General features: G+C 53.5%; 19 protein-coding genes. 13 read left to right on the top strand and 6 right to left on the bottom strand.

Going from position 1 to position 19,585, the window contains the following annotated elements:
* Nucleotides 1-4: 4 nt before the first annotated feature.
* Nucleotides 5-328, bottom strand: a complete 324-nt coding sequence (locus tag V7775_RS20765; protein WP_335753837.1) for a ribonuclease E inhibitor RraB — start codon at nucleotides 326-328, stop codon at nucleotides 5-7.
* A 285-nt stretch (nucleotides 329-613) separates the two neighbouring features.
* Between V7775_RS20765 and V7775_RS20760 the strand changes: the two genes are divergently transcribed.
* The 4 genes from V7775_RS20760 (at nucleotide 614) to V7775_RS20745 (ending at nucleotide 4,797) form a co-directional block, all read left to right on the top strand.
* Nucleotides 614-1,570 carry a TAXI family TRAP transporter solute-binding subunit gene (locus V7775_RS20760; protein WP_335753836.1) on the top strand — a complete coding sequence of 319 codons (957 nt, stop codon included), beginning with the start codon at nucleotides 614-616 and terminating at the stop codon, nucleotides 1,568-1,570.
* A 52-nt stretch (nucleotides 1,571-1,622) separates the two neighbouring features.
* Nucleotides 1,623-3,395 carry a TRAP transporter permease gene (locus V7775_RS20755; RefSeq protein WP_335753835.1) on the top strand — a complete coding sequence of 591 codons (1,773 nt, stop codon included), beginning with the start codon at nucleotides 1,623-1,625 and terminating at the stop codon, nucleotides 3,393-3,395.
* 104 nt (nucleotides 3,396-3,499) lie between these two features.
* Nucleotides 3,500-3,985 carry a hypothetical protein gene (locus V7775_RS20750; protein WP_335753834.1) on the top strand — a complete coding sequence of 162 codons (486 nt, stop codon included), beginning with the start codon at nucleotides 3,500-3,502 and terminating at the stop codon, nucleotides 3,983-3,985.
* 188 nt (nucleotides 3,986-4,173) lie between these two features.
* Nucleotides 4,174-4,797, top strand: coding sequence for a LysE family translocator (locus tag V7775_RS20745; protein ID WP_335753833.1), 624 nt, complete (start codon nucleotides 4,174-4,176; stop codon nucleotides 4,795-4,797).
* Nucleotides 4,798-4,916: 119 nt separating this feature from the next.
* Here V7775_RS20745 and V7775_RS20740 read toward each other — a convergent pair whose 3' ends face one another.
* The gene (locus V7775_RS20740) at nucleotides 4,917-6,953 is read right to left on the bottom strand and encodes a TonB-dependent receptor domain-containing protein (protein WP_335753832.1); all 2,037 of its coding nucleotides are present in this window, start codon (nucleotides 6,951-6,953) and stop codon (nucleotides 4,917-4,919) included.
* 222 nt (nucleotides 6,954-7,175) lie between these two features.
* On the opposite strand from V7775_RS20740, the gene V7775_RS20735 reads away from it, so the two are divergent.
* The 4 genes from V7775_RS20735 to V7775_RS20720 are packed head-to-tail and all read left to right on the top strand — an operon-like array spanning nucleotide 7,176 to nucleotide 11,031.
* Complete coding sequence (locus tag V7775_RS20735; protein ID WP_335753831.1) at nucleotides 7,176-8,222, top strand: hemin-degrading factor; 1,047 nt, start codon at nucleotides 7,176-7,178, stop codon at nucleotides 8,220-8,222.
* Entirely contained in the window at nucleotides 8,219-9,109 is an 891-nt protein-coding gene (locus V7775_RS20730) for a heme/hemin ABC transporter substrate-binding protein (protein ID WP_335753830.1), read from the top strand. The genes V7775_RS20735 and V7775_RS20730 overlap by 4 nt, the downstream gene beginning before the upstream one ends.
* A 4-nt stretch (nucleotides 9,110-9,113) precedes the next feature.
* Nucleotides 9,114-10,178, top strand: coding sequence for a FecCD family ABC transporter permease (locus V7775_RS20725; protein ID WP_335753829.1), 1,065 nt, complete (start codon nucleotides 9,114-9,116; stop codon nucleotides 10,176-10,178).
* A gap of 1 nt (nucleotide 10,179) precedes the next feature.
* A complete protein-coding gene (locus tag V7775_RS20720) occupies nucleotides 10,180-11,031 on the top strand; it encodes a heme ABC transporter ATP-binding protein (RefSeq protein WP_335753828.1) in 852 nt (283 codons plus the stop codon).
* Nucleotides 11,032-11,089: 58 nt separating this feature from the next.
* Here V7775_RS20720 and V7775_RS20715 read toward each other — a convergent pair whose 3' ends face one another.
* Entirely contained in the window at nucleotides 11,090-11,425 is a 336-nt protein-coding gene (locus V7775_RS20715; RefSeq protein WP_335753864.1) for an ArsR/SmtB family transcription factor, read from the bottom strand.
* A 217-nt stretch (nucleotides 11,426-11,642) separates the two neighbouring features.
* Here V7775_RS20715 and V7775_RS20710 point away from each other — a divergent pair, with 217 nt between their 5' ends.
* Together V7775_RS20710 and hemA are read left to right on the top strand one after the other, a co-directional pair.
* Nucleotides 11,643-11,792: a hypothetical protein gene (locus V7775_RS20710; protein ID WP_335753827.1), complete on the top strand. Its 150-nt coding sequence runs from the start codon at nucleotides 11,643-11,645 to the stop codon at nucleotides 11,790-11,792.
* A complete protein-coding gene (hemA, locus tag V7775_RS20705; protein WP_335753826.1) occupies nucleotides 11,792-13,012 on the top strand; it encodes a 5-aminolevulinate synthase in 1,221 nt (406 codons plus the stop codon). Before V7775_RS20710 ends, hemA begins: the two co-directional genes overlap by 1 nt.
* Nucleotides 13,013-13,100: 88 nt before the next feature.
* Here hemA and V7775_RS20700 read toward each other — a convergent pair whose 3' ends face one another.
* Nucleotides 13,101-13,598, bottom strand: a complete 498-nt coding sequence (locus tag V7775_RS20700; RefSeq protein ID WP_335753825.1) for an RNA polymerase sigma factor — start codon at nucleotides 13,596-13,598, stop codon at nucleotides 13,101-13,103.
* Between the two features lie 247 nt (nucleotides 13,599-13,845).
* Between V7775_RS20700 and V7775_RS20695 the strand changes: the two genes are divergently transcribed.
* Entirely contained in the window at nucleotides 13,846-14,094 is a 249-nt protein-coding gene (locus V7775_RS20695; RefSeq protein WP_335753824.1) for a hypothetical protein, read from the top strand.
* A 101-nt stretch (nucleotides 14,095-14,195) separates the two neighbouring features.
* On the opposite strand, the gene V7775_RS20690 is transcribed toward V7775_RS20695, so the two are convergent.
* Nucleotides 14,196-15,734 carry a trimethylamine methyltransferase family protein gene (locus tag V7775_RS20690; RefSeq protein ID WP_335753823.1) on the bottom strand — a complete coding sequence of 513 codons (1,539 nt, stop codon included), beginning with the start codon at nucleotides 15,732-15,734 and terminating at the stop codon, nucleotides 14,196-14,198.
* A 389-nt stretch (nucleotides 15,735-16,123) separates the two neighbouring features.
* Here V7775_RS20690 and V7775_RS20685 point away from each other — a divergent pair, with 389 nt between their 5' ends.
* Nucleotides 16,124-16,717 (top strand): outer membrane protein, encoded by a 594-nt coding sequence (locus tag V7775_RS20685; protein ID WP_335753822.1) that lies wholly within the window; start codon nucleotides 16,124-16,126, stop codon nucleotides 16,715-16,717.
* Nucleotides 16,718-16,774: 57 nt separating this feature from the next.
* Here the strand turns inward: V7775_RS20685 and V7775_RS20680 are convergent, their stop codons facing one another.
* Complete coding sequence (locus V7775_RS20680; protein WP_335753821.1) at nucleotides 16,775-17,953, bottom strand: pyridoxal phosphate-dependent aminotransferase; 1,179 nt, start codon at nucleotides 17,951-17,953, stop codon at nucleotides 16,775-16,777.
* A gap of 232 nt (nucleotides 17,954-18,185) precedes the next feature.
* On the opposite strand from V7775_RS20680, the gene cysS reads away from it, so the two are divergent.
* On the top strand, nucleotides 18,186-19,547 hold the full coding sequence (gene cysS, locus V7775_RS20675; protein ID WP_335753820.1) for a cysteine--tRNA ligase: 1,362 nt from the start codon (nucleotides 18,186-18,188) through the stop codon (nucleotides 19,545-19,547).
* Nucleotides 19,548-19,585 lie beyond the last annotated feature (38 nt).

Raw genomic sequence — 19,585 nt, 5'->3', positions numbered from 1 at the left:
TAACTCAGACTCCGCCGAAATCCTCATCCATCGAGACACCGAAAAAGCCCCACCCGTCTGGTTTGAACCCGTATTGCCGCGCTAGCAAAGTCAAACGTTCTACATACTCCCAATTAACTTCAGCACTGAGCGTGAGACGGCATGTGCGTATCTCCATGGTCGGTACATTCTCATGGTCATATAGTTCTACCGTAAATCCCCGCGCGCGGGCATGTGTTGCCATTTGTTCCCAGTCAGCATTTGGCGCAGAGGGGATCATGTGAAAATCCACAACCGCCATTTCTGGAATTGGATATTTGGACGCAATGTCATTGAAGACCTCAAACATCTCGTTTCGCTGTCATTCTAGCTTGGGGCCCATGGCTCACCTATTTGGAGCGTCCTCTTATGTCATGAGATACGATAGCACTCTTGATGTCAAAAGAGACAGCTTGGACCTAATTGGGGCTTTTGATCCACCAAATATGAGATGGTGCAACCTCGCGTAGCTACTTGAGGCCAAACACAAAATGCTTATGGTCGATCAATGAGGGTTGCCAGCAAGGGATTACCTTGCGGTGACCTTAGAAAATTGGGCCAGAATTCGGCCAATAGATATTTTGGGAGGACGAAAATGAAAAACGTACTAAAGGCGCTTGTCGCGGTGTCATCACTTGCGGTCATGTCCACATCAGCATTTGCGCAAGAACGGATCACTTATAAATCGGCGAAAACAACTTCATCGTACTATCAAATGGGGGTGCAAATTTCTGAGGCAATGCGCGCTGGAACAGAAGGCGGCGTTGTTGTTACCGTTGAAGAAAGCCAGGGTTCTGTGCAAAATGTCATGGAAGTACGTGCGCGTGGCGGTGACTATGTTTTCACAACGCCGCCAGCTCTTGTAGGGCTTGCGCAACGTGGTGCCGCGATGTTTGAGGGCAAAGGCGACCCCGCGTTTGATGAAATCCGCGCATTGTTCCCGATCCCATCCCTGACGATGCATTTTGTTGTTTCTGACGCCAGCGGCATTGAGACGTTTGCAGGCATGGAGGGGAAAACCATTTTGCTGGGCAGCGGATCATTTGGCGCACGTGAAGGCGAGAAATACCTTGGCTTGTTTGGCCTTGAAGGCAAAGTCACGCTTGCTGATTCCGAATTGTCGAATGCTGTTGCTGCATTGAAAAACGGTCAGATTGACGGCTTTGTGACGGCGGGTTCTTACCCTGCGCCAAACGTGATCGAAGCAGCGGCCTCAACTGGCGTGACTGTTCTATCCCTGTCGCAAGATCAGGTTGCCAAAACCAAGCGGACACCTTTGACCATTCCTGCGGGCACATACGCGGGCCAAGACGCGGCAATTGAGACAACGTCACTGCCCGTTGTCGCCTATACAACCAGCGCAATGAGCGATGATACTGCCTATCTGCTGACCAAGACATTTTGGGAACAGCGCGACGAGATGGGAAGTGCAGCAGCGTGGTGGAACGGCATTAGCCCTGACATGATTGCGAATATCACAACAACAATCCACCCTGGTGCTATCCGTTATTATGAAGAGACGGGTGCACCTGTTTCCGACGCGCACCGCTAAATTTGACGTGAACGCCCGGCCATATTGATCGGGCGTTCGGCTAGGGGGGCATATGTCAAAAGATCGAATACCGACGCTTTGGGTTCTTTTGGGATCGCTGATGATAGCGGCCCACCTTGGGCTTATTTTCTACGGGTTGGTCCCGAATTTAGTGTCGCGTCCCCTACATCTTGCGATGATTTTACCGTGGGTCTTTCTGTTTACGGCATCAACAAAACCGCATTTTTTGTTTGGGCTGTTGGTCACGCTGATTGGCATGGCTTGTTGTCTGTGGATTGCAGTGAACCATCAAAGCTTGCGCAATCAATACGGATTTATCGAGGGGCCACAGCAAACGGCGATGGCGATATTCTTATTGGTTATTGTGATGGAGGGCGCGCGCCGTATGATCGGCTGGCCGCTCCCGACAGTTGCTGCATTAATGTTGGCTTATGGCTTGTTTGGCGACCTTATCCCCGGCGAATTCGGGCATTCTGGAACGCCGCTTGGCAGCTTCCTAGGGACACTGACAATCGCCGAGGGCGGCATTTGGGGCAGTTTGACTGGCGTTTCCGTTGGCGTTGTATCGGTCTTTGTGATCTTCGGCGCGGTCTTGAACGCAGGCGAAGCGGGGCAGGGCTTCATGAACGTCGCCAACGCCGCTGCAGGGCGCTTGCGGGGAGGGGCTGCAAAAGTTTCTGTTCTGTCTTCTGCTCTTTTTGGGTCAATCTCTGGGTCCGCGTCAGCCAATGTTGCCTCCACGGGCGCCGTCACGCTGCCAGCGATGACAAAACTGGGATATCCCAAACGGCTTGCCGCGGCTGTTGAGGCGGTCGCGTCTTCGGGTGGGCAAATCATGCCACCATTGATGGGGGCGGGTGCCTTTGTGATGGTCGAACTGACAGGGGTTCCCTACACAGATATTATGTTCGCGGCCATTCTGCCTGCGGTTCTGTTCTTTGTGGCGGTCTGGGTCGGCATTGATGCCTATTCCACGCGCTACAAACTCAGCGGAGTGCCCGAAAACCAACGCCCGCACCGCCGCGATGTTGTTGTGACATCCGCCTTTTTTGCTGTCCCCTTCACAGTGCTGTTGCTTGCGATGTTTGCCCTGAAATACACGCCGCAGTATTCGGCTGCTTTGGCTATTTTTATTGGTCTGATAGCACTGCTCTTTAACGCAAAGACCGGTTTTGACCTTAAGCTTGGCAGCAATCGCCTTGCCACTGCTTGCGTGAATGCAGGCCGTCAAATCGCGATGATTGGCTCCATCATTATTTGCGCATCAATTGTGATTGGTGTTCTTGGGATTACAGGTCTTGGGGTTAAATTGACCTCCTTCATCGTCTCGGGATCAGGTGGCCTGCTTTGGCCTTCGCTTCTTTTGACGGCACTTGCGTGTTTGTTGCTAGGGATGGAAGTGCCCACAACCGCCGCCTATGTTATTTGCGTTTCGGTTGCTGGTCCGGCCTTGATTGATCTAGGTTTGGAACCGCTTCAGGCGCATCTGTTTGTGTTCTGGTTTGCTCTTTTATCGACCATCACGCCGCCTGTGTGCGGGGCTGTGTTCATTGCGGCTGGTATGGTTGGTGAGAATTGGTTGAAGGTTGCGCTCAGCGCGATGGCGCTTGGGATCGGCCTGTATATTATCCCATTGGGCATGATCGCCAATCCTGACATTATCCGGCTGCAAACCAACCCGCTGGCGTCTGGTCTGTCGTTCTTGCAGATGTCCCTTGGTCTGGCGTGTTTGTCGTTTGGCGTGATCGCCAACTTCAAAATACCGGTTCGAATTGCTTTGTGCTTATTGGGCCTCGGAGTGATCTTTGCGCGTGTTTTGATCTGAACATTGATTGCAATTTTCCCCTATGCGTTGAATAACTCCATAAATTCAAAGCAGGCAAAACGAGCTGCACTCAGCGGCTCAATGGCAAGGGAATAGGACTAGAAATGACATCTATACTCAGGACGCGCGTCCAGACCATAGCCAAACTTTCGGCTGCACTTATTCTCCTCTCAGTCTCTTCGGCACAGGCCAACGCGACATGCAAAGGGAAGTCTCGGATCACGCTAAGTGATGGTAGCCAAGCCTGTGTTTTGGCCAAAGAACTAACAATCATAACCAAATCAAGTTCCATAGGTGGGACCACCAGCCTCAAGTCGTCAATGAATGGAGCTGGAGTTATCGTCGATTACATGAAAGAGCGCGACGCTGGTGAAATTGGTCTTAAAGTGATCAAGAAGCGGGCTATAGAAATCTGTAAGCGGTTCAAAGACGAATTGCTTGCACAGGTAACAAGGCCTGGAAATCCCTTTATGGTTGTTATTCAAACTTGGAGCAACAAACCGCATAAGAGTATTATAGGGGATTCACTCTATCTCAAGAAAACCTATTTGACCAAGAACTGTTGGGTTAAAAGACCACGTAAACCCTAAGTCTTAGGTGTGATCACGTGAGGGTTGCTCGTTTTATATCGGGTAAAATTTCAGCTAGGTGTGTTTGAGGGTCCGAAGGTCGCCATTTGCGCAGACGAAGTGACCAGCCGCTTTTCCAATAACCGCTTTGGTGTTTCGGTCTGACGCGGCTTGTCCCAACATGATCGTAACTTTGAAAGGGTTGCCCCATGACACTCGAAACTTGGCTGTATTATGTAATCGCTTATACCGTGCTGTCCCTAATCCCCGGTCCAAGTGTTTTTATGGTTTTGGGGCAATCCTTGTCACGCGGCATGGGGGCGGCTCTTTATTGTATCTTCGGTGACCTGCTTGGAGGTGTTGTCGTTATGACGGCATCCTACATTGGTCTGGGTGCGCTCTTGGCAACCTCTAGCGAAGCCTATCAATTCCTCAAATGGGCGGGGGTGGCCTATATGGCGTGGCTGGGAATGACCCAGATCATTGCGGCAAGGCGGCTTGTCCAGAGCGATCTTTTGGACACAGGAAAAGCCCCGGCGCGGGCCACCAGCCTGCGTGCTGGTTTCTTGACGGGTGTGCTCAACCCTAAGGCGATCCTATTTTATGTGGCATTTCTTGCGCAATTTATAAACACGGCACAGCCGATGACTCCACAGTTTTTGATCCTGATGGTGACATCCATGGTTGTCGTGTTCATCGTGCTAATGGGCTACGCAATACTGGCCTCACAAGCACGTAAAACGATGCAAAGCGTCAAGGCCCGTAAGCGGATGGGATATGCGGGTGGTTCTATCCTTCTTGGCGGCAGTGCGTTGATGGCGACGAGCCGCTAAAATCTGCGCCCTTTTAGTAGGTCACAACATCAAACCATTGTGCCAAGGGCCAGTGGCTGCTTGGCCCTTCCCGCAACGCGCTGCTGCGGGAAGGAATAGTATTTCCGATGGAACGATACTTAGAATGTCGTGGCGAGGCTCACCTTAAAGTTACGTCCAGCGGCAGTGCGTGTTGACAGACGCGGCGTGTAATCGTGGTCAAATACGTTCTCCACCCCAAACCTGATTTCTGTATCGCGCAAGAGGCCTTGTTGCGGTTTGTAGGTTGCCCGCAAATTATGAACAACAGATCCGGCAACCGTTGTGGATTCACTCTCGTACCGCTTGCTACCGACCATTTCCCAGCTCAGGTCCAACTCTTCGCCGAACTTCTTGCCGAATGCGACCTGAAGCGTGTCAGCAGGCAGGCCGCGCCAGTCTGCTGTTGCTCCTGATGCTTCATATTCTTTGCCGTGAACGAAGTTGGCGTTCAAATCCACATAATGGCCCGCATTGGTGGCATAAGAGGCTTCCAGCTCCAATCCAGTGGTTTCGACGTTGTCCAATGCAACGTTTGACACCGTATAGGAGGTTATGTCCCAAAGCGCGGTCTTGTAGATGTTACCTTTGATCGAGAACGTATCGCCCCCCAAGAAGACGTCCGTTGCATCATAGGATGCCCCTAATTCAAAGGTCCGCGATTTTTCAGATAATTTCATGTATTCGGCAATGCCCAAGTCATCGATAATGGGCAGGCTTTCGGTGTAGGCAGCACTCCCGAATAGGGCGAAACCGTTTTGGAATGCGTAGCGAAGGGAGAGGCCGCCCATCAAAGCTTCATTTGTGTACTCGGTGTCGTAAGCCGACGTTGAGCCATTAATCTGAGAGTGTTCGTACCGAAGGGCAGGTGTCAGCGTCCATGCGTTGCCGATGGCCATGGTGTCTACAGCATAAATGGCGACACGGTCATCTGTGCCACCCGGTGCTGAATTGGCATCCAAACGCTCTTTTCTGATCAGTTCTAGGCCAGTGCGCAGATCGTGGCTTATGAGGCCAGTTTCAAACTGGCTGGTGTTTTTGATCGCCAGTTTTGTGGTTTCATAGCGGTGATCTGCGTTAACGACATCAAAGCCACCATCAGGAAACCCGCCTTCAAAACCACAGGGATTGCTGGCGTCGTCACACGTCGAGGTGCCGGCAACATATTCTTGGTCGATCTCTTGGTCAGCATATGACAACACCACATCAAGATCGATAAAATCGTTTGACGGGTTAAAGTTATAGGTGAGTGCGGCAGTACGAGAGTCCACAGTACGGTCAACATTCCCAAATGCGCCGCCGCTGGTTTCAAATGTGTCATACGGCACATCTGTCTCATCTGTGCTTGTATCAGAATACGAAAAGGCAATTGAGTGATCGCGACTTTCGCCAAAGGTATAGCGCCCTTTTACAAGATAAGAGGGCAGGTTGAACGCGCTGCTGCCGATGTCCTCGCCGCTGCCGTCTTGCTGCAGGTCTTGATCACGCCAAGTGTAGTTTAACAGGACTTCAAAATCTTCAGTGGCTTTCCATGCTAGATTTGTGGAGCTGGTGATGCCATTGCCATTTGATGAAAAGACTAGCGTTTGCGTTCCGGCAAAGCCGATTTCACCATCGGTAAAGTCCGATGCGTCTTTGGTTTTAAGTTTGACGACACCGCCAACGATGCCAGAGCCATACTCAAAACTGCCGACCGTGCCGCGAATGACCTCGGCGGATTTGTACAAGAATGGGTCAGTAAAAAGCTGTGTCCCAAGGCGGTAAATTTCTTCTGCGCCAACTGATGCGCCGTCTACAACAACCGCAACCTTTTGGTCTGTACCGTAGGTCGAGTTGGCACCATACCCGCGAATATTGATTCCTGAACCTTGTGGCGTTGACCCATTTACGAGGTTCACACCAGGAACGGAATCGATCAGCTCGGCAATTGTATTTGGCTGGCGGTCGTCAATTTCTTCCTGATCAATATGTGTGACAGCAGTAGCAGTTTCGGTTTGCACCTTTCGCTTGCTTTCACCCAATACGATCTCTCCGAGATCAACATCGGCGTCCTGCGCAAATGAGGAGGTGGCAGCCCCCATCAATAAGACGCAAGCAGTAGTCGTGCGCAACGCGGCGCGTGTGGTTGGATAAGACATTAGGTCCCCTAACAAACATGTCTGTCGACGATGCTTGCGAAGAGGCTGGCAGTCGTGGAATTGTGGTTAATTTTGAGTTAAGAAAAATCAAACTCTTGCATGCATTAATTTAACCTACTAAAACTGTCAACAATGATCATCTTGCAACGATCATAGCCAGCCGTTCCCTCGTGCCAGCCAGTTTACTGTTTCTTTAGTAGCTAACTGGACCGAGGTTTTTAAATGACAAAGTTGACCCCTGACGAAATCCGCGCATTGCGCGAAAATAGCCCAAACCTGCGCGAGCGTGACTTTGCCGAGCAGAACGGAATTTCCGAGGCGGAGTTGTTGGCCTCCTACACGGGCCAAACTTCGACCCGCATTATGTCACATCCAGACCAGATCATGGCGGCGGCGCAGGAGTTGGGGGAGGTGATGGCGCTGACACGCGTACCGGCCTGCGTCCACGAGAAAATCGGTGTCTATGACAACTACCATTCTGGCCAGCACGCATCGATGGTCCTGAATGACGATATCGACCTGCGGATGTTCCCACAACATTGGCAACATGCGTTCGCTGTTGAGAATGAAACCGAGAACGGCATGCAGCGATCCTTGCAGGTGTTTGATGGCGCGGGCGACGCTATTCACAAGATTTTCCTGCGCGATAGCTCCCGTCTTGAAGCGTGGGCAGGGATCAAGGAAAAGCTGTTCCTAGATACGCAAAGCCAGACGTTGGATTTGACGCCGCGCAAAGCGCCCGAAGCTGCCAAGTCTGAGCCGCTCAAGCTGGATACTCTGCGCAAAGAATGGGCGCGTTTGACGGACACGCATCAATTCCTTCGGCTGTGTTCAAAGTTAAAGATGAATCGCCTTGGGGCCTACCGCATCGCTGGTGCGCCTTTTGTGCGCGCATTAACGAACGGCGCTGTGGATCAGATGCTTAACCTTGTGCAGCAGCGCGGGACCGAGATCATGATCTTTGTAGGAAACCAAGGCTGTATCCAAATCCACACAGGCCCGATTGAGACATTGCGCGGGATGGGGCCGTGGCAAAACGTTATGGACCCAAAGTTTAATCTCCATCTGCGGCTGGATCATATAGCCGAGGTTTGGGCCGTTGAGAAACCAACGCAACGGGGCATGGCCGTCTCGGTTGAGGCCTTTGATAAACACGGTGCGCTGATTATGCAGGTCTTCGGCCTCAGCAAAGAGGGGCGCGATAGCAGACCAGCTTGGAAGGAAATCGTCAGCAGCTTGCAGGGCTTGGAAGAGGGCGTAATGGCATGATGAGGCGCACCCTTTCGACACATGTTCAAAAACGGCTGGCCGTTGGTGCGGTTCTGCTGGCTGTTGCAGCCTCTGGTTTGCTACCGTCCCCCGCCAAGAGCCAGACTGTTGATACAGACAGAGTTTTATCTATCGGCGGGTCGGTGACTGAAATTGTCTATGCGCTTGGTCAAGGGCACCGCCTTGTTGCGCGTGACACCACCTCGATCTTTCCTGAGGTCGCAAATGATCTGCCTGATGTGGGGTATATGCGCGCGTTATCCGCCGAGGGCGTGTTATCCGTAGCGCCTGAGCTGATCATCTCGGAAGATGGGGCAGGTCCGCCAGAAACCATTGAGGCATTAGAAGCCGCTGCCATCCCCTTCATAAAGATACCAGATGTCTATGACGCTGAAGGTGTGATCGCAAAAGTACGTGCTGTTGGGGTTGGGTTGGGTGCTGAGGACGCAGCGACGGCCCTAGCCGATCAAATAACAGCGGATTTTGCGAACGCAAAAAAACAGCTTGAATCCGTGAATGCGCCCAAAAAGGTTCTGTTCATCCTCAGCACACAAGGCGGACGTATCCTTGCATCGGGCATGGGAACTGCGGCGGATGGCATTATTGAGATGGCGGGCGGCACAAATGCGATTACCGCGTTTGATGGCTACAAGCTGTTGACGGATGAGGCGATAGCGATTGCCGCGCCTGATGTGATCCTGATGATGGACCGCTCGGACGATCATAGCGTTGAAAACGAAGCGCTATTTGCGATGCCGGCACTTGTCCCCACACCAGCGGCCCAAAATCGCGCAATTGTGCGGATGAACGGCCTCTATTTACTGGGGTTTGGGCCGCGCACAGCGCAAGCGGCCCTTGATCTAAACGCCGCTCTGTATGGAGGGTGATCTGATGGCTGTCCTCAGCAACATCCCGCGTCCCATGGACCGATTGCAGATGGCGCGGTTGATGCACGTATGGCTTGGGTTGCTGTTGCTTGCGGTGAGCATCGCCAGTCTGGCCATTGGCGCGTCGGGCACCTCCCTTTGGGGAGTGATATTGAAGGTGGCTCATGGTCAGGCGCTGACCCAAACCGAGGCCGTTGTGCTGTGGGATATCCGTGCGCCGCGTCTGGTTTTGGGGATATGCGTTGGGGCGTCCTTGGCTGTGTCGGGTGCTGTGATGCAGGGGCTGTTTCGCAATCCACTAGCTGACCCGGGGTTAGTTGGCGTTAGTGCTGGCGCGGGGCTGGGTGCAATTTCGGCGATTGTATTGGGTGGGTTACTGCCTGCCGCAGTGTCGCAGGTGACGGGAACCTATCTGGTGCCTGTGGCCGCGTTTCTAGGCGGATGGATATCTACACTTGTCTTGTACCGAGTGGCGACGCGGGGTGGGCGCACATCTGTGGCCACGATGTTGCTGGCAGGTATCGCGCTGGGTGCATTGGCTGGCGCGGCGTCTGGCCTATTGGTTTATGCCGCAGATGACCGCCAATTGCGCGATCTGACGTTCTGGGGGCTCGGCTCTCTTGCGGGAGCCAGTTGGGCCAAGGTGATGGTTGCGGGACCGCTGATTGCTTTGGCGATTGGTGTTGCTTGCACGCTGGGGCGCGGTTTGAACGGGCTTGCGATGGGTGAGGCAACAGCACATCACATCGGCATCCCTGTGCAACGTATGAAAAACACAGCAATCCTGACAGTCGCGGGGGCAACGGGTGCGGCCGTTGCGGTTTCCGGTGGCATTGGTTTTATCGGCATCATCGTTCCACATTTGTTGCGACTATGGACAGGACCGGATCATCGGACGCTGCTGATCAATGCAGCTCTGTTGGGGGCAAGCTTGCTGCTGATCGCTGATATGATCAGCCGCGTGGTCATTGCACCTGCGGAGCTGCCCATTGGTATTGTAACGGCGGTTTTGGGGGGACCTGTGTTCTTGTGGATATTATTGCGGAAACGCGGAATGGTGGATTTGTAAGATGATTGAGGCAAAGGATATTTCCGTTTCATTCGGGGGCACTGGAATCCTCGATAGCGTATCGTTTCAGGCTGAGGCAGGGCAGGTGACTGCCATTGTTGGTCCCAATGGGTCGGGAAAGACCACACTGCTGCGTGCAGTAACAGGAGATGTTGAGTATGGCGGGGTCGTGTCGCTGGAAGGCGCAGACATCAAAACAATGCCTGCATGGCAGCTCGCGTCCCGCCGTGCGGTCCTACCTCAGGCAAGCACGCTGGCGTTCCCCTTTACAGTCATCGAAGTTGTGCGCATGGGGTTGCAACGCAGCACATCAAGCGGTTTTGAACCTATTGCAATGGCAGCTCTGTCGCGTGTTGGCCTAGACACGCATGCAGATCGCTTTTTTCAGGATCTTTCTGGGGGCGAGCAACAGCGTGTGCAGTTGGCGCGTGTGCTGTCGCAGGTGTGGCAGCCTGTAGTAGACGGAAAGGCGCGTTGGTTGTTGCTGGATGAACCTGTCTCAAGCCTAGATATTGGTCACCAACTGCAAGTAATGCAGATCATGCGCGATTTCGCACAGGGCGGCGGCGGGGTGATTGCAGTGATGCATGATCTGAACCTCACTGCGATGTACGCCAATCGCGTGATGATGATGTCAGGCGGCGCTCTCATTGCAAATGACACACCCATGCGCGTTCTGACGGACGAGACGCTATCGTTTGCGTATCAGTGTCATTTGAAAACAAACGTTCTGCCCACTGCTGGGGTGCCGTTTATCCTGCCCCATATGGCCCGAACCAGCTCCGTATTTGAACAGATGCCAAAGCTAACGGAATTTGCACCGTCGGCACCGGGCCTAGGGCGGATGAATTGATCGCGTGAACAGCAGGAGAAGGCGAAAGCTGTCTATCGAAATTATTGGATCGGTAAAACTACTCAGGTTTGCAAAACAAGTCATAGATAAGTTCCATGACCAGCTTGGCTCGGTCATCGGCAAGGCTGTAATAGATTGCCTTGCCCTCGCGCCGCGTGGTGACCAAGCCTTCAAGGCGCAAACGCGATAGCTGCTGAGATACTGTAGCTTGACGCGCAGAAAGCAACTGCTCCAATTCAGTCACTGATCTTTCCCCCGACGCAAGATGGCAGAGGATCATCAATCGACCTTCATGGCTAATCGCTTTTAGGAAGTTGGCCGCTTGAACGGCACTCGCCGCCATTTTGTCCATATCTTCGGCACATGTGTTTTCGTCAAAAACCGGAAGGCCCATGTTAGTCCAAATGCTTGGATCAATATTGGCCTCAGGAGCCAAACTATACGTGTTCATACGAAGCCTTACGACTTCACACAATCATTCACCGATTTTGGACGCTATGCTTGGGTAATCAAATCCATACCCAGCGTTTGAAAACGCTCAGAACATTGATCTACGTCAAAGTTCCATAACAAGTTTTCATGCATTGCATTTGAAATAAGGGGACAACACCATGTGTTCTACATTTTTGACAGGTTTGAATTTTGCGGGCTCCCTCGGGGTGGTGCTGGATCAGGACGTGTCAGTGGTGCTTCCCAATGGCCTGATGCAAGAAATACAAGCATTGCTTGATGAAGTCGCCTATGGGGCGGTGGGGGAATAATGAACTACCAAGGTTTTTTTAAATCCGCGCTGGATGATCTGCGCGAACAGGGCAATTACCGCGTTTTTGCCGATCTTGAACGCCATTGCGGGTCCTTTCCACGCGCCACATCACGCGGCGACAAGGCCGCGGATGTAACCATCTGGTGCTCAAATGATTATCTTGGCATGGGGCAACACCCCAAAGTACTGGAGGCCATGCACGAGGCGCTTGACCGCTGCGGCGCAGGGGCAGGCGGCACGCGCAATATTTCCGGCACCACGCATGATCACGTTCTACTTGAAAACGAACTGGCTGATCTGCACGGCAAGGAAGACGCGCTGTTGTTCACCTCGGGGTATGTATCCAACTGGGCTGCTTTGGGCACTTTGGCGGGGCGCATCCCTGATTGTGTGGTGCTGTCTGACGGGCTTAATCATGCCTCTATGATCGAAGGTATCCGTTACTCCAAAGCCGAACGCATGATCTGGGCGCACAATGATCTTGTTGATCTAGAGGCCAAGCTGGCAGCGCTGCCGTTGGAACGCCCTAAATTGATCGCGTTTGAAAGCGTCTATTCCATGGATGGCGATATCGCCCCGATCAAAGAGATTTGCGATTTGGCCGATAAATACAACGCAATGACCTATCTGGATGAAGTTCACGCCGTTGGCCTTTATGGACCGCGCGGTGGTGGCATCGCTGAACGCGAAGGCTTGATGGACCGTCTAACCGTTATTGAGGGCACATTAGGCAAAGCGTTTGGTGTGGTTGGCGGCTATATCGCAGCATCAAAAGAGCTGTGTGATTTTGTGCGCAGCTTTGCCAGCGGGTTTATCTTTACCACAGCATTACCGCCTGCGGTTGCTGCGGGGGCTGCGGCCTCCATTCGTCATCTAAAAGACAGCGCGCAGGAGCGTGACATCCAGAAGGCCAAAGTAGCGCAGGTGCGTGCGCGTCTGGATGAGATCGGTATCCCGCATGTGGAAAACCCCAGCCATATCATCCCCGTGATGGTGGGAGACCCGCACAAATGCAAATTCATCTCTGACATGCTGCTGCAAGAGCACGGCATCTACATCCAGCCAATCAACTATCCAACTGTACCCAAAGGCACCGAAAGGCTGCGCATTACGCCTTCCCCTGTGCATAGCGCTGCAGATATCGAACATTTAATTGGTGCGCTTGAGGGTCTATGGGGCCAATGCCAATTGGCACGTATGCCTCTGGCCGCGCAGTAATCGAAAATCGACCTACCGCAATCTGACCCCTTTAACCCAAGCAAAGGTTTGTTTGGGTTAAAGGGGCGGTGAACCGCAAGAACCTGGGTTAAAGTAGCTCGGCCACGGGCGTTCCAGCATCCATTCCCACATGCGCGCGCAGTTTTGCCCGTGCGCGGGCAAGGCGTGACATCACTGTACCGCGTCGCAGGCCCAGCTTTTTGGCGATTTCATTTGGGCTATGCTCCCCTTGCAAGACCTGTTCCATAACCTGTGCTTGCTCTTCGGGGAGGTCGGCAATGGCACGGCGTAGATCATCAATGGCAAGACGGCTATCCCCAACAGGCAAGATGCTGGCGGCGTCTTCTTCCAACTCGGTGGTTTCCAGCTGGGTGCGCCAGCGCGCACGCGCAAGGTTATGCAAGATAATCATCGCATAGTGTTCTGGTGCTTCAACCGTTGTGCGCTCCATCCGCTGCATGAGGCGCAGAGCGGTCTCTTGGGCCATATCCTCGGCATCCCCTAGCTGCGCACCCAGCCGTTGAGCGCGGCGGCGCAGTTTCAACAATAGGGCGGCAAGATCGATTTCGGGTTTCAATTGGCTCATGTTCAGCTCCTGCAAGCGTTATTTTGAGGCCAACATGACGTGTTTTCAGGATACAACTAGTGAGGGTGTTTCCGCCGATCGCTGGTTTAGGGCCTTTTTGAGCGGTAGCGCGCGCATCTGTATCGTCTGTATCGGCGGCTGGCCGCGCTTGTCCTTAGGGGGCGGGACGCGAAGGGCATTTGGGGCCTCTACTTGGATGAGGGCGCCAAACGGTGCCCCGAATAAACCAACTAAATGGAGACACCAAATGACACATATTAAATCTCTTGCGCTCATCGCAACAACTGCTCTTTGCGTTCCTGCTTTTGCCATGGGGCAAAGTGCAACATCGGCAGATGCGAATGAGGATGGCGTTCTGAGCCTAGCCGAAGTGCAAGCGGTCTATCCCGACATGAGCGAAGATCAATTCATGACCATCGACCTAAATGCCGATGGCATGTTGGAAGACGCCGAGGTGAAAGCGGCACAAGAAGCAGGCCTGATGCCTGCAAGCTAACGACCCTCCCGGGTTTGCGCGCATCTGTGGCAGCAATGCGCGCAAATTTAACACAGGTCCGGTGGCCCCCCAGCTTCGGACCTGTGTTCCGTTCTTCCTAATTAGCCTTTGAGGTGGATATTAAACTGATCGCGGATCGCGCGCTCGATGACTGGATCAATGGCTGCTGCTGATGGCGCACCAAGGATTGCCTCTTTGCGGGCTGTTGCCGTTTCAATCAGATCAGGTTTTTCCATTTCCACCCATTCTTTTGGGGACATGCGGTTCCCAGATGAGGGGTAGAAGTGATCACTTTGCATCCGGCTTAATGTGGCAGCAGTCCCGAGGTAGTGACCGGGCCCCCCCATGCAGACTTCGGCGATTTGATCCAGCGCAAGGGTTTCGTCGTTGACCTCAATTCCGCGCACACAGCGCAATGCCTGACCAATGATATCATCCCCCAAAATCAAGCTTTCATGACAAAAGCCAAGCAGGGAGGCATGCATGCCCGCAGCTTCATAGATCATGTTACACCCAGACAGACCCGCCATCACGTTTGAGCACATCTGCTCCCAGCCAGCTTGCATGTCTGGCAGCTTGCTGTCGCCAATCCCTGCTGCTGCACCGCCCGGAATATTGTAAAAGTTGTGCATTTGCGCGCAACCAGACGTGAGCAGGGCCTGCTCACCAGAACCACCCGTCATTGCGCCTGTGCGCAAATCCAACCCAAAAGGCCAAGTGCCAAAGATTGCCGGATGCCCCGGTTTGATTGCATTCACATACACGAGACCCGCAAGGCATTCGGCCACAGCCTGAACAATCGCGCCTGCAATGGTAGAGGGCGCAGTGGCACCCGCCATCCCAGCAGAGAGCAACAGCACTGGCATCCCGTGTTTAATGCACTCCTCCATGACCAGACAACTTTCGGTCGCGAACTTCATGGGGGGGACAACAAAGCAATTTGAGTTGGACACAAAGGGCCGCTCGCGCCATTTGTCTTCACCGCCTGCAATCATATGCAGCATTTCAATTGCGGGGGCGACAAAGCTGGGATCAGTAAAGGAGGTGCCGATGTGTTTGGTGGTGCCCGCAACGCAGGCATAGATCGAGTTATAATCCATTTCGAGATTATCAGTGATGTCACGGCACACCATGGGCCGTTGGCAGAAGTGGACGTTATCCAGTGTGTTCACGATTTTGGCAGCGTCATGCAGGTCTTGGACGCCACAATCGCGATAATGTTTGCCGTGGACGTCAACCAGATGCACGGCAGCCCCAGCGGTTCCATAATGGACGCGGCTGCCTGACAGCTCCAGATCGTTTTGGCCGTCTCTGCTCATCAAGGTAAGGGAGCGGTTGGCCTTAACCAGCATGTCCTCAACCAAGGCACGTGGAAAACGGATGCGCCCATCATCGCCAAGGATGGCACCTGCGCCAGTAAGGTAAGCAACGCCCGATTCTGGTGCATCAGCCAAACCGATGGTTTCTAGCGCGTCCAATGCGGCGTGGTGGATTTTGAGAACATCAGCATCTGAAAGGGGTTTGAACTTACCACCTTCCATGCCGGGGCGCACGGGGCGCAGATTGTCAGGAAGGGCGGAGGAACGCGCAGCACGGCGCGCAGCGCGGCCACCAGAACGGGAAGGGTTTTGTACATTCATTTGAGTGATCTTTCAGGAAAAGGAACAAGGAAGGGTGATCAAACCTTCGTTGGTGCGCCGCGTGCCGCCCGTCCGCGCTCCGCCCCGATGGTGCGGATGACCAATATCGCTCTACAGGTGAAATTCTGCATTTTGGCTCCCCTTTAGCCAATCATTGAGGTGAAAACCGCGTCATTCTGTCTCATTTGCGACTTGTTGCCGTTTTTGACATTCAAGGCTGCGCGGGGTTTGACAGCCAGAATTTGCCCAAAACTAAATGCTCGGGCCAAATCTCGCTGAGGCAAAAAACGCAACACTAGTGAAACTGAACTTTATGTTTATCTCCGGTTTTCGTTAAGGACGGTTGGGCAGTCTAGCCGTGAGAACACTTCGATCTTTAGGAGAGAACAATGAAAAAGTTTCACAAAATAGCAGCGACAGCAGTGCTTTCTTCATCGGTACTTGGCGGAGCTGCATTTGCGGGAAGCCTGGATGAACCGATTATTGACACCGTTGAGGTCATTGAGCCAGTTTACTCACCCGCTCCGGTTGTCACGTCTGACTGGACAGGCGCATACGGTGGTTTGAACTTGGGGTATGGCGACATCGACGATGATCTGTCAGGCGATGACACGACATACGGTTTACACCTTGGTTACGATTATGACTTTGGCCGGTATGTGCTGGGTGGAGAGCTTGAGTATGATAATGCCGATATCGATCTTGGTGGTGTCGCAGAAGCGGACAGCATTACACGCCTGAAGCTGCGCGGCGGTTACGACTTTGGTAAAACGTTGCTTTATGCGACAGCAGGTGCTGCGCAATTGAAAACCAGCATCGGGGATGACACTGGCGCATTTATCGGTGTCGGTGTGGCCTATCAGGTGACTGAGCGCTTTACCGTTGGTGGTGAGCTGCTTGAGCACCGTTTTGAAGACGTTGGTGGCAGCGGCTTGGATGCTGATGCAACAACCTTCAACTTGCGCGGTTCATTCCGCTTCTAAAGTAGGGGAACGCTAGAATAGTTAAGGCGCGCCTATGAACGGCGCGCCTTTTTTTGTTCAGGCTTTTTCAGCAAGGCCTTTTGCAAAGCTACACAGGGTTTTCAGGGCCTCTTCAAAGGCGCCGTCCTCAATGGTCATGGCGACACGAACATGACCAGCTGCCGCTGTGCCAAAGCTTTCGCCGGGCATGACAGCGATGTGGTGCTTCTCTAGTAGGGCAAAGGCAAAGTCTTGCCCGCTTAGCCCTGTGGCCGAGACATCAAGCATCATGTACATCGCGCCGCCGTTTGGCACGACACCGACAACGTTTTGCTGTGCCAGCACGTTTTGCGCCAGTTCACGGCGACGGCGGAAGGGTTCCGCGATTTCGACCTCAAAGTCATCACCTTGCACTAGCGCGAACAAGGCCGCGTCCTGAATGAAGCCTGCAACGCCGTAGGTGGTATGGGTTGCCAGATTGATTAGGTGCTCGATCATAGCCTCAGGTCCGATGACCCAGCCAATACGTGAACCCGTCATTGCGTGGCTTTTGGACATGGACCCAATAACCAAGGTACGTTCTGCCATCCCGTCCAGTGCACGCGGTGAGATATGCTCACCCTCCCAAATCTGGGTGTCGTAGACTTCGTCAGAGATAAGCCACAGGTCATGCTCTTTGCAAACGTCTGCAATGCTTTCCAATGTCTCACGGCTATAGACAACGCCAGTGGGATTATTGGGAGAGTTGACCAGCAAGGATTTTGCACCCTTAGCCACAGCAGCAATGTCTGCGGCGCGCGGTTGGAACGCATTGCTTGCATGTGCCTGTATCGCAAGAGGCGTGGCAGAGGCACCGCGCAACGTGCCGGGGTAGGTCGCATAGTAGGGATCGAGATATAGCGCAGTATCACCGGGATCTATCACAGCCGTGTGGGCGGCAAACAAGGCCGCTTGCCCACCGGGGGTGATCATCACGTTCTCACGCTTTGTTGGCACGCCTGTGCGCTCGGTGACGCGCTTTGCAATCGCATCGCGCAATTCTGCAGTGCCCGGAACAGCGGCATAACCCGTATGCCCACCAAGGGCGGATCGGTGCATGTCTTGCAAGATAGGGGCCGCTGTGCGGATATCATGCTCACCAATGGTAAGCTCCGTTACTGGAGTACCCCCGTCGATCATTTCACGAGCGCGCAGAAATACTTCCCACCCGTCAGAACCCCCGCCCAGAATTGTACTAATCCGTTTTGATGCCTGCATGATATGCTCCTTTCTGCTTCACGGGCAGGGGCGCAGAGCGGCGCGTAATTGTCAATCAGCCTTGACGAAAACGCCCCTGTTGCGGTAGGCAATTGGTATGACAACGCAAACACTCATTATTTGTTGCACGATTACCTGCTGAGATTCCTCTCGCGGGCCTTGATCACGTTGTTTTATCTTCTCTGAAACTGTGCCATGTCCCGCGCAATGCCGCGCCGATAGGATATATGCCATGACGACCATCAAACTGCACAACACAATGACTCGTAAACGCGAGGAATTCACGCCCATAGATGCCAAGAACGTGCGGATGTATGTCTGTGGTCCTACGGTCTATGACCGCGCGCACCTAGGCAATGCACGGCCTGTGATTGTGTTTGATGTGCTTAATCGCTTGCTGCGTCACGTATACGGCGAAAGCCATGTCACCTACGTGCGTAACTTCACCGATATCGATGACAAGATTAACGCCCGCGCTGCGCGTGATGGCAAAGACATTGGTGAGATCACTGCAGAGACAACGCAGTGGTTCCTTGATGATATGGCTGCTGTAGGCGCGCTAGAGCCTGACCACATGCCACGTGCCACCGCATTTGTGCCTCAGATGATCGAGATGATCCAAGACCTGATCGCCAAAGGCCACGCCTATGAGGCAGAAGGCCATGCGCTGTTCGCTGTAGACAGCTACACGGACTACGGCGCGCTGTCTGGGCGCAGCGTGGATGACATGATCGCTGGTGCCCGTGTTGAGATCGCCCCGTACAAGCGTAACCCGATGGATTTTGTCCTATGGAAGCCCTCTGATGCGCAAACACCCGGTTGGGATAGCCCGTGGGGCCGTGGACGCCCCGGTTGGCACATCGAATGTTCCGCTATGGCGCATGAGCTATTAGGTGCGCATTTTGATATTCACGGAGGGGGGAACGACCTGATGTTCCCGCACCACGAAAACGAGATCGCCCAAAGCTGCTGCGCTGGGGATACCTTTGCCAATTTCTGGCTGCACAATGAAATGCTACAGGTAGAGGGCAAGAAGATGTCCAAAAGCCTTGGTAACTTCTTCACCGTGCGCGATCTGATAGATCAAGGCGTATCGGGTGAGGTGATCCGCTTTGTGATGCTCAGCACCCATTACCGTAAGCCGATGGACTGGACCGAGAAGAAGCGGGCAGAGGCCGAGAAGACGTTGCGCAAATGGTATGCAATGGCTGCCACTGTAGATGCGGGTAGCCCTGATGAAACACTTGTTGGCCTGTTAGGGGATGATCTGAACACGGCTGGTGCGATTACGCATATGCACAAGCTGTCCAGTGACGGAGATGCTGCGGCATTGCGCTGGGCGCTTCAGCTCCTCGGGTTAATGGGGGATGACGTTCCAACATGGTTAGAAGAGGCTGATGTTGACCTGTCGGCTTATGAGTCTTTGTTGGGGGATGCCCGTACTACGGCGATGGAGACAAAAGACTTTGCGCAAGTAGACCACATCAAAACCATGCTTTTGGCAGCGGGTGTACAGGTCAAGATGAGCAAGGAAGGCGTTTCCCTCACCCCAACGCCGGACTTTGATGCCGCTAAGCTGGAGGCCCTCAAATGATGTGTCTCACACCACAGACCTGTTCCCGTCCGAGGGGG

The sequence above is a fragment of the Sulfitobacter sp. genome, assembly GCF_036960155.1.
In the GTDB taxonomy this organism is placed as follows: Bacteria; Pseudomonadota; Alphaproteobacteria; order Rhodobacterales; family Rhodobacteraceae; genus Sulfitobacter.
Note: the sequence above shows the minus strand (reverse complement) of the source record. Positions and strands in the feature narration are given on the sequence as shown.

Bases quoted from the DNA above. Each gene is read 5' to 3' on its own strand.
- V7775_RS20690 (WP_335753823.1), bottom strand. From the start codon at position 15,734: ATGAATGTACAAAACCCTTCCCGTTCTGGTGGCCGCGCTGCGCGCCGT.
- V7775_RS20745 (WP_335753833.1), top strand. From the start codon at position 4,174: ATGACACTCGAAACTTGGCTGTATTATGTAATCGCTTATACCGTGCTG.
- V7775_RS20720 (WP_335753828.1), top strand. From the start codon at position 10,180: ATGATTGAGGCAAAGGATATTTCCGTTTCATTCGGGGGCACTGGAATC.
- V7775_RS20680 (WP_335753821.1), bottom strand. From the start codon at position 17,953: ATGCAGGCATCAAAACGGATTAGTACAATTCTGGGCGGGGGTTCTGAC.
- V7775_RS20740 (WP_335753832.1), bottom strand. From the start codon at position 6,953: ATGTCTTATCCAACCACACGCGCCGCGTTGCGCACGACTACTGCTTGC.
- V7775_RS20685 (WP_335753822.1), top strand. From the start codon at position 16,124: ATGAAAAAGTTTCACAAAATAGCAGCGACAGCAGTGCTTTCTTCATCG.
- V7775_RS20755 (WP_335753835.1), top strand. From the start codon at position 1,623: ATGTCAAAAGATCGAATACCGACGCTTTGGGTTCTTTTGGGATCGCTG.
- cysS (WP_335753820.1), top strand. From the start codon at position 18,186: ATGACGACCATCAAACTGCACAACACAATGACTCGTAAACGCGAGGAA.
- V7775_RS20715 (WP_335753864.1), bottom strand. From the start codon at position 11,425: ATGGGCCTTCCGGTTTTTGACGAAAACACATGTGCCGAAGATATGGAC.
- V7775_RS20735 (WP_335753831.1), top strand. From the start codon at position 7,176: ATGACAAAGTTGACCCCTGACGAAATCCGCGCATTGCGCGAAAATAGC.
- V7775_RS20725 (WP_335753829.1), top strand. From the start codon at position 9,114: ATGGCTGTCCTCAGCAACATCCCGCGTCCCATGGACCGATTGCAGATG.
- V7775_RS20710 (WP_335753827.1), top strand. From the start codon at position 11,643: ATGTGTTCTACATTTTTGACAGGTTTGAATTTTGCGGGCTCCCTCGGG.
- V7775_RS20695 (WP_335753824.1), top strand. From the start codon at position 13,846: ATGACACATATTAAATCTCTTGCGCTCATCGCAACAACTGCTCTTTGC.
- V7775_RS20700 (WP_335753825.1), bottom strand. From the start codon at position 13,598: ATGAGCCAATTGAAACCCGAAATCGATCTTGCCGCCCTATTGTTGAAA.
- V7775_RS20750 (WP_335753834.1), top strand. From the start codon at position 3,500: ATGACATCTATACTCAGGACGCGCGTCCAGACCATAGCCAAACTTTCG.
- hemA (WP_335753826.1), top strand. From the start codon at position 11,792: ATGAACTACCAAGGTTTTTTTAAATCCGCGCTGGATGATCTGCGCGAA.
- V7775_RS20760 (WP_335753836.1), top strand. From the start codon at position 614: ATGAAAAACGTACTAAAGGCGCTTGTCGCGGTGTCATCACTTGCGGTC.
- V7775_RS20765 (WP_335753837.1), bottom strand. From the start codon at position 328: ATGTTTGAGGTCTTCAATGACATTGCGTCCAAATATCCAATTCCAGAA.
- V7775_RS20730 (WP_335753830.1), top strand. From the start codon at position 8,219: ATGATGAGGCGCACCCTTTCGACACATGTTCAAAAACGGCTGGCCGTT.